Origin of the sequence: Crossiella sp. S99.2 (genome assembly GCF_023094165.1) — a bacterium.
In the GTDB taxonomy this organism is placed as follows: domain Bacteria; phylum Actinomycetota; class Actinomycetes; order Mycobacteriales; family Pseudonocardiaceae; genus Crossiella.
Genome location: NZ_JALMDK010000019.1, coordinates 96,534 through 109,530, shown reverse-complemented (window position 1 = coordinate 109,530; position 12,997 = coordinate 96,534). Strand labels below are relative to the sequence as shown.

General features: G+C 70.3%; 11 protein-coding genes. 7 read left to right on the top strand and 4 right to left on the bottom strand.

The window, feature by feature from the left end; translation table 11 throughout:
• The first annotated feature begins 147 nt into the window (after nucleotides 1–147).
• Complete coding sequence (locus MZC64_RS43275; protein ID WP_247765318.1) at nucleotides 148–1,227, top strand: major royal jelly family protein; 1,080 nt, start codon at nucleotides 148–150, stop codon at nucleotides 1,225–1,227.
• Here the strand turns inward: MZC64_RS43275 and MZC64_RS43270 are convergent.
• From MZC64_RS43270 to MZC64_RS43260, 3 genes are all read right to left on the bottom strand, one after another.
• Nucleotides 1,211–1,906: an alpha/beta fold hydrolase gene (locus tag MZC64_RS43270; protein WP_247765319.1), complete on the bottom strand. Its 696-nt coding sequence runs from the start codon at nucleotides 1,904–1,906 to the stop codon at nucleotides 1,211–1,213. The genes MZC64_RS43275 and MZC64_RS43270 overlap by 17 nt on opposite strands.
• A 34-nt stretch (nucleotides 1,907–1,940) precedes the next feature.
• Nucleotides 1,941–5,504: a discoidin domain-containing protein gene (locus MZC64_RS43265; RefSeq protein ID WP_247765320.1), complete on the bottom strand. Its 3,564-nt coding sequence runs from the start codon at nucleotides 5,502–5,504 to the stop codon at nucleotides 1,941–1,943.
• A 129-nt stretch (nucleotides 5,505–5,633) separates the two neighbouring features.
• Complete coding sequence (locus tag MZC64_RS43260) at nucleotides 5,634–5,903, bottom strand: hypothetical protein (RefSeq protein ID WP_247797787.1); 270 nt, start codon at nucleotides 5,901–5,903, stop codon at nucleotides 5,634–5,636.
• Nucleotides 5,904–6,511: 608 nt separating this feature from the next.
• Between MZC64_RS43260 and MZC64_RS43255 the strand changes: the two genes are divergently transcribed.
• From MZC64_RS43255 to MZC64_RS43230, 6 genes are read left to right on the top strand one after another with little or no spacing between them, the layout of a single operon-like run.
• Nucleotides 6,512–7,318: a DUF1996 domain-containing protein gene (locus MZC64_RS43255; RefSeq protein WP_247765322.1), complete on the top strand. Its 807-nt coding sequence runs from the start codon at nucleotides 6,512–6,514 to the stop codon at nucleotides 7,316–7,318.
• Nucleotides 7,315–7,869, top strand: coding sequence for a DUF305 domain-containing protein (locus MZC64_RS43250; protein ID WP_247765323.1), 555 nt, complete (start codon nucleotides 7,315–7,317; stop codon nucleotides 7,867–7,869). Before MZC64_RS43255 ends, MZC64_RS43250 begins: the two co-directional genes overlap by 4 nt.
• A gap of 30 nt (nucleotides 7,870–7,899) precedes the next feature.
• The gene (locus MZC64_RS43245; RefSeq protein ID WP_247765324.1) at nucleotides 7,900–8,919 is read left to right on the top strand and encodes a LacI family DNA-binding transcriptional regulator; all 1,020 of its coding nucleotides are present in this window, start codon (nucleotides 7,900–7,902) and stop codon (nucleotides 8,917–8,919) included.
• Complete coding sequence (locus tag MZC64_RS43240; protein ID WP_247765325.1) at nucleotides 8,919–9,377, top strand: SRPBCC family protein; 459 nt, start codon at nucleotides 8,919–8,921, stop codon at nucleotides 9,375–9,377. The genes MZC64_RS43245 and MZC64_RS43240 overlap by 1 nt, the downstream gene beginning before the upstream one ends.
• Nucleotides 9,378–9,386: 9 nt before the next feature.
• Nucleotides 9,387–10,136 (top strand): thioesterase II family protein, encoded by a 750-nt coding sequence (locus MZC64_RS43235; protein WP_247765326.1) that lies wholly within the window; start codon nucleotides 9,387–9,389, stop codon nucleotides 10,134–10,136.
• A gap of 52 nt (nucleotides 10,137–10,188) precedes the next feature.
• Nucleotides 10,189–10,743: a dihydrofolate reductase family protein gene (locus MZC64_RS43230; protein ID WP_247765327.1), complete on the top strand. Its 555-nt coding sequence runs from the start codon at nucleotides 10,189–10,191 to the stop codon at nucleotides 10,741–10,743.
• Here MZC64_RS43230 and secA2 read toward each other — a convergent pair.
• Nucleotides 10,721–12,979 carry an accessory Sec system translocase SecA2 gene (secA2, locus tag MZC64_RS43225; RefSeq protein ID WP_247765395.1) on the bottom strand — a complete coding sequence of 753 codons (2,259 nt, stop codon included), beginning with the start codon at nucleotides 12,977–12,979 and terminating at the stop codon, nucleotides 10,721–10,723. The genes MZC64_RS43230 and secA2 overlap by 23 nt on opposite strands.
• Nucleotides 12,980–12,997: the final 18 nt, after the last annotated feature.

Genomic DNA, 12,997 nt, shown 5'->3' with positions numbered 1-12,997 from the left:
ACTAGTGCGATCGGGGGCGACACCGCCGGGTGATCCACTATGCGGGATCCGGCCGGGAAAGCTACGTCACTCGTTGGTGACCTGGTCACCGCGAGGTGCCCTGCTGCCCTTGCAGGTAACCACCACCTGTTGTTTAGGTTGCGGCACATGAGGTTTTCCGCCGTAGTGCTGGCGGCCGCGCTGGCCCTCCCCATGGCCACCGCGACCGCCGAGGCCGCCACCCGAGCCGACCTGCGGGTCGCCGCGCAGAGCCAGGAGATGATCTGGAACGCGGTGGCCGTGGACCGGAACCGGGTCTTCGTCTCCGGCCCACGCTGGAGCGGCTCCCGCGGCCCGGCCCTGGCCAGGCTGAGCCGAGGCGTCCCCCGGCCCTATCCGAACGCGGAGTGGAACTCCTGGCAGCCCGGTCAGGACCCGGCCGCGAAGTTCGTCAACATCAACGCCATCCACCACGACGGCCACGGCTCGCTGTGGGCGGTGGACACCGGGTCGCCCGACTTCGGCGGCAACCCACTCCCCCGCGCCGCCAAACTGGTCCGGATCAACCTGCGCACCAACCAGGTCACCCGGATCCACCACTTCGCCGACTCGGTGGCCCTGCCCGGCAGCTACGTCGACGACGTCCGCTTCCACGGCCGCCACGCCTACCTGACCGACGCGGGCCGCCCCGGCCTGATCATCCTCGACCTGGTCACCGGCACGGCCCGGCGGGTGCTGGACAACCACCCGTCCACCGTCGCCCCGGCCGACCGGCCCCTGGTCCTGGACGGCGCGGTGGTACGAGCCCCGGACGGCAACCCGCTGCGGGTGCACGCCGATCCGCTTGAGCTGTCCCCGGATCGCCAATGGCTCTACTACGGCTCCCTGCACGGCCCCTGGTCCCGCATCGCCACCCGCGACCTGGACAACCCGGGCCTGTCCGCGCCGGAACTGGCCGCCCGGGTCGAGCCCTGGGCCGACCTGCCCGCGGTCGGCGGCACCGCGATGGACCGGCACGGGAACCTGTACTTCACCGACCTGGTCGAGCACGCGCTCAAGCGGCGCACGCCTGATGGCCGGATCAGCACTGTGGTCCAGGACCAGCGTCTACATTGGACGGACGCGCCCTTCCTCGCCCCGGACGGCCGGATCTGGCTGCCGGTGCCGCAAATGGACCGGGTGGCCCTGTTCCACGGCGGCCAGACGCGGGTTCAGTGGCCGATCCAGCTGTTCACGGTGCGGCCGTGAGCAGGAGCTGAGCCAGTTCGCGGGGCTGGGAGAACATCGGCCAATGCCCGGTGTTCAACCGCACCAGTCGCCAGCGGTCACTGGTGAGCAGCTTCGCCACCGCGGGGCTCGGCTCGTCGCCGTCGAGCAGGCATTTGACGTAGGTGGCGGGCAGCTCGACGAGTGACCGGGTCAGCTCCGCGGGCTCGGTCAGCGAGTCGCCAGGATGTGGTGTTGATCCGTCCACGATCCGGGTGATCTGCTCGCTGGTCAGTCCCTGGCCGTCGTAATCGGCGGCGGCCAGGGGCGGCCAGAAACCCCCGGATTCGGCGATCGCGGGCAGGACCAAAGTCTGCCCCCACGGCGACATCGAGACGAAGGACTCGCCCTCCACAGGCACATTGGAGTCGACGAAGACGATGTGCGCCAACCGGTCGCCAATGCGTTCGGCGGCCTGGCCGACCGGGATGCCGGAGTAGCTGTGCCCGACCAGCACCACCTCGCGCAGGTCCAGGCGTTCGATCTCGGCCACGATGTCCCGCACGTGCGTTTGCTGCCCCGCGGGCAGATCCCGCTTCTCGGCCAGACCCGACAGCGTCACCGGGTGCACGCCGTGTCCGGCGGCGCGCAACTCCGGCGCCACGTCATCCCACGCCCAGCCACCCAGCCAGGCGCCCGCGACCAGCACAAATTCAGCCATGCGGGCAACCTAGCGGACGGGTCCGACAATCGGCTCAGTTACGCGTGTTGTAGCCCTCCACGACCAGGTTCGGCGTGCCGGACGGTTGTTTCGCCGGGTTCCAGGTCGCGGTGATGGTGCGGGATTCGCCGGGGAGCAGCCACAGGTAGTTGTCGCTGTAGGTCACCGGGAGCACTCGCTCGCCGGAACGGCGGTCGCGTACGGACAGCCGGACCAGCGCGGCCACCGTGCGGCCCTCGTTGCGCAGGGTCGCGGTCAGCTTGCCTGGCCGTTGCTCGCCGACGCGCACCGAGACCCTGGTCTGCGCCAACGTGTTGAGCTGTCGCATGTCCTCGGGTTTGCGGTAGCGCCAGTAGGTGTTCTCCGAGAGCACCTTGCCGTTGCCGTCACTGAGCACCAGCCGCAACAGGTGCAGCGCGGGCAGTTCGGCACCGAACGGGACGGTGAACGCGCGAGTGATGTTGGAGGCCGCGATGGCGAGCTGCTGGGACTGCGGGTCGCCGAGCTGTTTGCCGTTGAGGTCGAACAGGGTGGCCTTGACCGTGGCACCGGTGATCGCAGTCGTGGTGTGGTTGGCCGCGACCACCCGGCCGTCCGGATTTGCCTGCACGTGCACGGCTTCGCAGCCCTTGCGGGCGCCGTAGTAGCTGCCGTTGACGTCCAGGTCGTAGTCGTAGGTCTGCCACACCGTGCTGTGCCAGGCCGGGTGCGACATCCACAGCAGCAACGCGTTCGCGTCCTGCCACAGGTTCGCCGTCCACGCCTCGAACATGGCGCGCATGTTCTCGTAGTTGACGAACTGGGCCTTGCGGCAGAACTCGGCCAGGCTGGTCGACTCGCCGAGCCGGGTGTTGATCGCCTCCAGATAGGTCTGCGGCCGCTGGTTGCCCTTGGTGGACCAGTCGTGGTGGAACCAGGTGATGTCGATCGGCCAGCCAGGATTGTCCTTGCCGACCAGGTTGCGCATGCTTTCCACCACCGGGATGGTGGGCATGCCGATCTCGGTGTGGAAGCCGAAGTTGTTGGTGTCGTAGGTGCTCGCCTCGAAGTACTTGGCCGGCTCCACCCAGTAGTACGGGCCGTGCCCGGAGACAAAACCGCCCGCGGAGTCCGGCATGTACAGGATCTCGCTGTGTTCCTCGGCGATGGCCTTGGCGATGCCGTTGTGGATGGCCGGCGGCGGGTGCTGCTCGTTGGCCGCGCACCAGACCACGATGCAGGGGTGGGTGCGGTAGCGCAGGATGGTGTCGCGGGCGACGTCGACGTAGCCGGGCGGGTCGGCCAGGAAGGCCCCCGCTTCCCAGAAGTCGTTCCACACCAGGATGCCCTGCTCATCGCACTGGGCGAACAGCTCCTCCCGGTAGCTGCTGCCGATCCAGTTGCGGATCATGGTGAAGTTCATGTCGCGGTGCATCTTCACCACCGCGTCCATCCGGTCCGGGATCATCCGGCGCAGCAGTTCGTCCCAGCCCCAGTTGCCGCCGCGGCAGTACACCTGCACGCCGTTCACGCTGATCCGCAACGGGATCGGCGCGTTGCTGACCTTCTTGGCCTCCGTCCAGCTCTGGCCGTCGGCCGAGGTCTGCACGGTGAAGTCCTTGGCGTAGGCCGTTTCCCACAGCAGCACCACCCGGTCGAACCCGGTGTCCGCGCCCAGGTCCACCTGGATCCACTGGTTGTCGGTGTACTCCGAGGACCAGCGGGTGCCGGTGTTGCCGTCCACCACGTTGCCCGCCGCGTTGCCGGGATTGTCCACTGAGGACGCGCTGGCCGTCTTGCCAAGGGCCAGATCGACCTCCGGCTTCGCACTGTCCACAACGGACAGGCTCCACATCGAGTTGCCCCAGCCGGTGGCCCTGGTGTGACACAGAATCCGGACGTGCCTGGCCTGGACGCGGGCGAACTCGACGGTCTGCCTGGCCGAGTTGGTAGCCGGGTCGATCTTGATCGGGATGTCGTAGCCGTAGCCGAACTGGCGGATGCCGAACCGCAGGCTGCGCCGGTCGCTGCGCACCCCGCCGACGGTGGCGGTCAGGGTGAGGTCGTGCAGGCTGGGGTCGCCGTACCCGTTGGGCCACCACAGTTTCGGGTCACGCAGCCGCAGCGCCGGGTGCTCGGCCGGGGTGAACACGGCGTTGGCGCTGCCACCGGCGGGCACGGTCACCGTGCTGCGCAGGCTGATCGCGCCGAAGCTCGCCTGCACCACCACGGACACCGGCGCCGCACCGGGGTTGCGCACCGGGACGCTGATCTTGACCTCGGCCAGGCCGGTGTCCGGCAGGTTGGGCAGGGTGGTCTCCACCCGCGGGTCGCCGAAAACCGCCGATCCGGTGCTGCGCAGGCGAACGTGGTTCCACAGGCCCGCGCCGCGGTCGCGCACGGCGGGCATCCAGTCCCAGCCGGAGGCGGCCAGGTAGGTCGGCGAGTCCAGGTAGAGCTTGCCGGAGTGCAGGAACGCCAGTCCGTCCGCGCCCTTGTCGCCCGCGGTGCCCGGATGCGGCATCGGGTCGACCCGGATGGCCAGGTTGTGCTTGCCGTTACCCGCTTTCAGGGCTTCGGTGATGTTGAGGTGGGCGCGGGCGAACGGGCTGGTCACGGTGCCGACCTTGTGCCCGTTGAGCCAGACCTCGCCGTGGTGGTTGACCCCGTCCAGTTCCAGCCACACCTGCCGCCCGGCGCTGACGTCCAGCTCGCGCGGCACGGTGAAAGCCCGCCGGTACCACCAGCTGTGCCGGGACAGCGCCTCCGGGATGTGCAGGTTGTGCTGCCCGGACACCGGATCCGGCAGGTGTCCCTGGTCCACCAGGTCGGCCAGCACGGTGCCGGGCACGGAGGCCGGGAGCCAGGTGGTGGTGTCGATGCTCGGGCCGGACAGCGCGGCGCCGTCGCTGCTGCCCGCCCACTCGTCCATGGTCAGCGACCAGCCGGATTCCAGGGGCACGGTGCCGTCCTTGCCGACGGTCAGCGCCGGCGCGGGGCGGGTGTTGCGGCCCCAGTCGGTCCAGCCCTTGACCGCCGGGCGCGGCCGTTCGGTGCTGCCGTAGACCTCGAAACCGTTGAGCCCCAACGGGTTCGTGTTGTGCGTGCGCGAGGTGGACAGCCGCACCCAGCGGCCGGTGGCGGGCGTGGGCAGCGCGATGTCGACCTGGCCGCCAGGACCGGAGCCGGTCTCGTACACGGTGCGCCAGGCGGTCCCGTTGTCCGAGACCTCCAGCCGGAAGGCGGTGGCGGCGCTGGAGAGGATCTCCGAGCCGTCGGTGTCGGAGAAGGGATTCCAGCCGGTGCCGGGCACGTAGGCCGGGTCGGTCAGCCTGGCCTCGAAGACCAGGCGGACCGCCTCGATCCGGCACTGGGCCTGGAGATCCACGATCAGCCACTGCGGTCCCGCCGCCTCGGCCCGCCAGCCGCTGCCACGCACCCCGGTGACCGCGAGGCCGTCCACCGCGAACTCCGGCGGGGCGGCGGCATAGGCGGTGGAGGAGGCGGTGACGGGCCGGAACCTGGCCAGATCGGTGCGCGGCGGAGCGGCCTGTCCCGGATCAGGGGCCGCGGCCGCGGCGCCGGGTAAGGCGACGCCGACACCGACGCTGGCGAGCAAGGTGCCCGTGCTGGCAAGGAAACCGCGTCGCGAGACTGGTCCAGTCGCATTCGCCATGCCGGACATCAGACCTTGGTTCAAGGCGTGGAACAAGTGGACAAGCAGGACAGAAATCCGGCCGTCCGGGGATCAGTCAACCGGTGTCAGCACCGGTTTCCGCTGCTCGCGGGTGATCCGTCGCTCTTCCATCAGCGCCGTCAGGCAGTGATGACAGCGATTTGTCCACCACCGGCGCGGCCGGTGGGCCAGGCGATGCCACCGGGTGGGTCCACCGGTGAGCATCTTCTGGTGGGCTCGGTCCAGGGCCTGATCGGCCGCGATCAGCAGCCGTCCCAGGATCAGGACCAGCGCACCGCCGGCGATGAGGACAACGAGCACGACAATCAGCGACAAGGGCATGTTGGGGAAGTTCCTACCGACCAGACGTGAAGCGGCCCCGCGACATTGAGGGACCAGCGCGGACAACTGGCGGCGGCGACGCGAACCCTCAACCGGGGCACGCGTCGCCGCCGCCACCGGGTAAGGCCGATCTGCCCGCGATGCGGACCAGCCGGGTGGCTGCCTCCTCCACCTCGACCCATCGGTCCACGTCCATGCGTGGTCCTCTCTTTCCCGCACACCCCGACTGTGCGCCGTCCGCACTGACGGCGAGAAAGCAGCACTGACCAGGCCAGATGCCGTGGCTCGAAGCGATGCTGTTGATCAACATCGTAGGGAGCGGCCGGAAGGCGCGGCAAGGATGTGCGGCCAATGCGCACCGAAAAGGTGACGGGTCACCCGGCTTGGCGACCCAGTCCGCCTACTTGCGTGAACGTCCGAGAGAGCGCTCCCTCGGATTGTTGTGGACTCATACGAACGGCGGTTGCCCGCGCTGTCCGGACGGCGCGATAGTGACCGCTTGAGAGCGCTCTCTCCATACGTTTGCGTCGGGCCCGATGCCAAGCAGAGGGAGTTCCAGAATGGCTTCTTCAACGACGAAGAGACGTTCCGCCACCCTGTTGTCGATCATGGCCGTGGTTGCCGGCCTGCTCACCGGCGGCGCGGGCGCGGCGCAGGCCGAACCGGTCCGGGTGGCCGAGTTCGTGGCCGACTGCCAGCTCAGCCACCGGCTGCCCGATGACCCGATCGTGCTGCCCAACCTGGCAGGCGCCTCGCACCTGCACGACTTCTTCGGCAACTCCTCCACCAACGCCAACTCGAACCTGCAATCGCTGGCCGGGGCCACCGGCAACTGCGATCCGCTGATCGACATCTCCTCCTACTGGGTGCCCACCCTGTTCAAGGACAACGTCCCGGTGCCACCGCGGTTCATGACCTTCTACTACCTCGGCGAGGGCGTGAACCGGCCGCAGGACATCCGGTCCTACCCGCTCGGGCTGAAAGTGGTGGCGGGCAACGCCAAGGCCACCGGGCCCAATGACAGCATCGCGCGCTGGTCCTGCCTGCACGCCGGGCACGTCAACCCCTCGAAGAACTTCGTGGAGTGCCCGCCGAACACGATGCTGGAGACCTACCTGGACTTCCCGCAGTGCTGGAACGGCCGGGACCTGGACTCGCCCAACCACGCCAGTCACCTGGCCTACCCGGTCGCGGGCGGCTGCCCGTCCTCACACCCGGTGTCGGTGCCCAAGCTGCGCATGGTGCTGCGCTACCCGGTGACCGGCCCGACCGGCGGCCTGCGGCTGTCCTCCGGGCCCGGGTACACCATGCACGGCGACTTCTTCAACGTCTGGCCCGCCGCCGAACTGGACCGCCGGGTGCGGAACTGCCTCAACGCGGTGCTCAAGTGCAACGCCGCGGGCGTGCCCGGATGAGCTTGGCCCGGCCACTGCTCATCGCCCTGCTGGCACTCGGCCTGACCGGCTGTGACCGGCAGGTGGCGTCCCCGCCGCCGTCAGCGCCCTCGTCGACGGCGGCGGGCACGTTCGGGCCGACCGAGACCGCCTTCGCCGAACTGGTCATCGCCACCGACGACCAGGCGCTCAAACTGCTCGACGCTGGCGCGGCGCGGCTGGCCGCACCGGCCCTGCGCGAGCTGGCCGCGGAACTCGGCTCGGCCCGCCGCGCGGAACGGGAAACCCTGCACGAGCTGCTGAAACAGGCCGGGGTGGCCTACGTGAACAACCACGAGGGCCACGACATGCCCGGCATGCCGACCGAGCCCGAACTGAGCGCACTGGCCACGGCGGCGGACTTCGACGCCGAGTTCACCCGACTGCTGCGCGCGCACCTGTCCGAATCGACCACGGTGGCCGGTTCGGCGGCCGAGTCGATCACCCACCCGGCCACCAGGGAGGTCGCCGCGCGGATGACCGGGCAACGCAAGGTCGAACTCGCCCGGTTGACCCAGCTGACGGGCGGCTGAACGGGCGGCGGGAGCCGGTATAAAGATCAGGTGTCCGTCTCCCGCCGCCCCACCGCCGACCGCGTGACCCTGGAGGTCGTCGCGCGGGTGGCCGGCGTGTCAAGGGCGACGGTGTCCCGGGTGGTCAACGGCAAGGCCAGCGTGGACGAGGGCCTGCGCCAGGCAGTCGAGCGGGCCATCTCCGAAACCGGTTACCTGCCCAATCTGGCGGCCCGCTCCCTGGTCACCCGCCGCGCCGACGCGATCGCCCTGGTGCTGCCGGAGGAGAGCCGGATCCTGGGCGACCCGTTCTTCGGCCGGGTGGTCAGCGGGGTGACCAGCGTGCTCAACCCGCTGGGCCTGCACCTGGTGCTGCTGATGACCGGCCGGGACAGCCGCGAGCAAGTGGTCACCGACTTGCGCCAGGGCCGCCTGGACGGGGTGATCCTGATCCACACCTACGCCCAGGACCCCCTGCCCGGCCAGCTGCTCAAGTCCCGCCTGCCGGTAGTCCTGGCCGGCAAGTCCGCCAGCCCGGCCCGCATCACCTACGTGGACGTGGACCAGGTCGCCGGTGGCGCCCTCGCCGCCCAGCACCTGCACGCCCTGGGCCGGCGCGGCTTCGCCACCATCACCGGCCCCCTGGACGCTCCGGCGGGACAGGGGCGGTTGACCGGCTTCCGGGACACCCTCACCGCCCTCGGCCACCCGCCGCCGCTGATCACCGAGGGCGATTTCAGCCGGGCGGGCGGCGCTGCCGCGATGGAACGCCTGCTCGCCGACACCCCCGGCCTGGACGCGGTGTTCATCGCCTCCGACCTGATGGCCCAGGGCGCGCTGCCGGTGCTGCGCAAGCACGGCCGCCGGGTGCCCGAGGACGTCGCGGTAGTCGGCTTCGACGACAGCAGCGCCGCCCTGGCCTGCGAACCCCCGCTGACCACGGTCCGCCAGCCGGTGGAGGACATGGCCGCGGAAATGGCCCGCCAGGTCCTCACCAGGGTCGACGACCCAGACGTGCCGCCCGCCGCGGTGATCTTCGAACCCACCCTGGTGCACCGGGATTCGGCCTGATGCCCACCCAGGCATTCGCCCTGCGCACCCTGCTGCCCACCACCCCGGAGACGGTGTTCGAGCACCTGTCCGATCCGCACAACTACCTTGGGCTGTCACCGTTGATCGTCGAGGTCCGGGACGTGCGGCGGGACGGCGCGGAAGTCCGGTACACCGCGGTGGAACGCTTCCGCTTCGGTTTCCTGCGGCACGACAACGTGATCGAGGTCAGCCTGGTGCTCGGCGCGGGCACCATCGACGGCGCGGTGCGCAGTCCCGGCGGGGTGCGGCTGCGCTACGGCTACCGGATCGAGGCGGCTCCGGCGGGCACCGCGGTGCTGGACCACATCGCACTATCCACACCGCGCGGGCTGCTGGGTTTCGCCGCGGGCCAGGCCCGCAAGGCCCAGCTCGGCCGCAGCCGGGAACTGGCCCGCCGGTTCCCGGAACCGCCGCCTGGGAACAGCCCCAACCGCTAGCGTTCGGGCATGACTGACGATCTCTGGGTGCGTCGTTTCCATCCCGCCCCGCAGGCGCCGGCCCGGCTGCTCTGCCTGCCGCACGCGGGCGGGTCGGCCAGCTACTTCTTCCCGGTCTCCCGCGCGCTCACCCCGGGGGTTGAGGTGCTCGCGGTGCAGTACCCGGGCAGGCAGGACCGCAGGCAGGAGCCGCCCATCGACTCCATCGAAGCGCTGGCCGATGAGGTCACCAAGGCCGTGCGGCCCTGGCTGGACCGCCCGGTCACCCTGTTCGGCCACAGCATGGGCGCCTCGCTGGCCTTCGAGGTCGCGCGCAGGCTGGAGGCGGACGGGATCCGGCCGACCGGGGTGTTCGCCTCCGGCCGCCGCGCGCCGTCCCGGCACCGCGACGAGCGCACCCACCTGCTCGACGACGACCGGCTGATCGTCGACGTCCGGAAGCTGGCGGGCACCGACTCCGCGTTGCTGGAGGACGAGGAGGTGCTGCGGATGGTGCTGCCGGCGATCCGCAGCGACTACAAGGCCGCCGAGACCTACCGCTACACACCGGGTCCGCCGCTGTCCTGCCCGGTGATCGCGCTGACCGGGGACGCCGACCCGAAGGCCACCGTGGACGAGGTGCGGTCCTGGGCCGAGCACACCACCGGTTCCTTCGAGCTGAAGGTCTTCCCCGGCGGCCACTTCTTCCTCAACGCGGTGGTGCCGGAGATCCTGCGGATGATCTCCACCCACATCGACGCTCACCTGGCCACCGATTAGTTTTACCGGCCCGCGCGGTCACAACTGGTGTACCCAACCACCAGGAGGACTTATGCCGAAGCTGTATCTGTCGATCATGATGACCCTGGACGGGTACGCGGCCGGGCCGGACGGCGAGCTGGACTGGATCATGGTGGACGATCCGGAGATGGCCGAGTTGATGGCCGAGCAGTTGCGCGGGATCGACGCGATGATCTTCGGGCACACCGCGTACCGGGATCTGGCCGAGTACTGGATGGACGGGCCGACCGAGAAGCCGGTGGACCGGGAGCACACCCGGCTGATGAACTCGATCACCAAGCTGGTGCTCTCGCGCGGCGAACCCGAACTGCACTGGACGCCCGCACAGCGGATCGGCGCGGACCTGGCGGCCGAGATCGGGGAGCTGAAAGCCAAGTCGGGCAAGGATATCGCGGTCTTCGCGGGGGCGGAGACCGCACGCGAGCTGGCGTCCTTTGTGGACGAATACCGGCTGCTGGTCTACCCGGTGCTGCTGGGAGCGGGGCGACCGGTGTTCCGGCCGGCCCCGGAGGCGCTGGAGTTCCTGGGCAGCCGGGAGTTCAGCGCCTCCGGGGTGGTGCAGCTCAGGTATCGGCCGGTGCGCTGACCTTCCCGCCGGAGCGACGCCGCACCAGCTTGGCGATGCCGTCGATGGTGCGGCTCAGCCCGGAGCCGCTGGGGTTGTCCTGCACCATGTAGGTCCAGGTGGAGGTGGGGCGGATGATCCCGGCGGCGGGCAGGTCGGCGCCCTCGGCGGTGATCGGCAGCGCGTCGAAGGTCTCCACGGTGCGCGCGGTCAGTTCGGCCGGGAGTTCCTGGCGGAAGGCCGGGATGGCCACCCGGTGGAACTCGTCGAGGGGGTTTTCCCTGGCCAGGGCGCGCAGGTGGATGGTCTCGCGGAGTTCGGCGAGCAGGGCGAGGTGGTCGGCCCAGCAGCGGTCCATGTGGTGCAGGGTGACCCGGCGGGCCGCCTCGGCCAGCACGTCCTCCGGGATGTCCGCGGCGCGCAGTTCCTTGAGCCGCTCGGCGGCGGGCTCCTCCAGGTCCTTGAGCGCCCGGTCGGTGCGCAGCACCTCGTCGCGGTCCTTGGCCAGCTGGTCGCGCTGGTGTTCCAGGAGCTGGTTGTAGCGCCAGGTGTTGCTGTGCGTGGTGAGCATCTCCGCGTCGGCCACCCGCTGCAGGTGGTCGATCATCTTGGGGTTGCGCACCGGGCCGTAGCGCAGCACCAGCTCGTCGGTGAGGCTGACGAAGAACACCGAGCGGCCCGGGTCGCCCTGCCGGCCCGCGCGGCCGCGGAGCTGGTCGTCCAGGCGGCGGCTGAGCTGGCGGCCGGTGCCGATCACGTAGAGGCCGCCGGTCTCCCGGACCCGTTCGGCGTCGTGCTGGTCCGCGCCACCGAGGCGGATGTCGGTGCCACGTCCGGCCATCTGGGTGGACACGGTGACCGTGCCGTAGGTCCCTGCCTCGGCGATGATCGCGGCTTCCTTGGCGTCGTTCTTGGCGTTGAGCACGGTGCACTCCACGCCTGCCGCGCGCAGCCGTTCGGCCAGCCGCTCGGATTCGGCCACGTCCAGGGTGCCGAGCAGGATCGGCTGGCCGGTGGCGTGCACGCCGAGGACGTGCTCGACGATCGCGGTCTCCTTCTCCTCGACGGTGTCGAAGAGGCGATCGGGCTCGTCCACCCGCACGAACGGCCGGTGCGGCGGGATCTTGGCGACTTCCAGGTTGTAGAAGGTCTGGAGCTGTTCGGCGGCGACCACGGCGGTGCCGGTCATGCCGCAGACGGTCTTGTACCGGCGGATCAGGCCCTGCACGGTCATGGTGTCCAGCACCTCGCCGGACTCACTCGGCGCCAGGCCCTCCTTGGCCTCCACCGCGGCCTGCAGGCCGTCCGGCCAGCGCTGCAGGTTGGCCACCCGGCCGCGGGACTCGTTGATCAGGTGCACCTGGCCGTCCTTGACCAGGTAGTGCACGTCCTTGATCAGCAGCACCCTGGCGTGCAGCGCCAGGTTGACCAGGGTCAGCGTGCTGGAGATGTGCTCCTCGGAGTAGAGGTCGATCTCCAGGGACGCCTCGACCACGGCCGCGCCGACATCGGTGAGCGCGACGTTGCGCCCCTCCTGGTCCCCGGTGAAGTCCACCCCGGGACGCAGCGTGCGGACCAGTTCGGTGATCGAGCGCGACGGCGCGACGCCCTCGGCGGCGCCGGCGAGCACCAGCGGCACCCTGGCCTCGTCGACCAGCACCGAATCGGCCTCGTCCACGATCGCGACATCGTTCTCCGGCGCGACCAGGGCTTCCACCGAGGTGGCCAGCCGGTCGCGCAGCAGGTCGAACCCGATCTCGCTGACCGGCGCGTAGGTGACCTGGGCGGCGTATGCCTCCCGGCGCTCGGCCTTGGTGGACACCGATCCGACCCAGCCCGCCGTGACGCCGAACAGCGCGTAGAGCGGCGCCATCCACTCGGCGTCGCGGCGGGCCAGGTAGTCGTTGACCGAGACCACGTGCACGGTGCGGCCGCGCAGCGCGAACGCGGCGGCGGCGATGGCCCCGGACAGGGTCTTGCCCTCACCGGTGGCCATCTCCACCACGTCCCCGGCCAGCAGCCGGGCCGCGCCGAGCAGTTGTTCGTCGAAGGGCCGCTCACCCAGGGCGCGGTCGGCGGCCTCGCGGGCGACAGCCAGGAACTTCAGCAGGTCGTCGACGTGCTCGGCGGCGGCCGCGGTCAGCTCGGCGTCGGTGAACCCGGCCGCCCACTCCGCGTGCGCGCCCGAGGCCGTGACCAGCTTGGCCGACCGGGTCCGCGCCCGCTCGGCCTTCCCACGCAGCAGCTTCCAGAACATCCGCCGCACCGGGTTCCC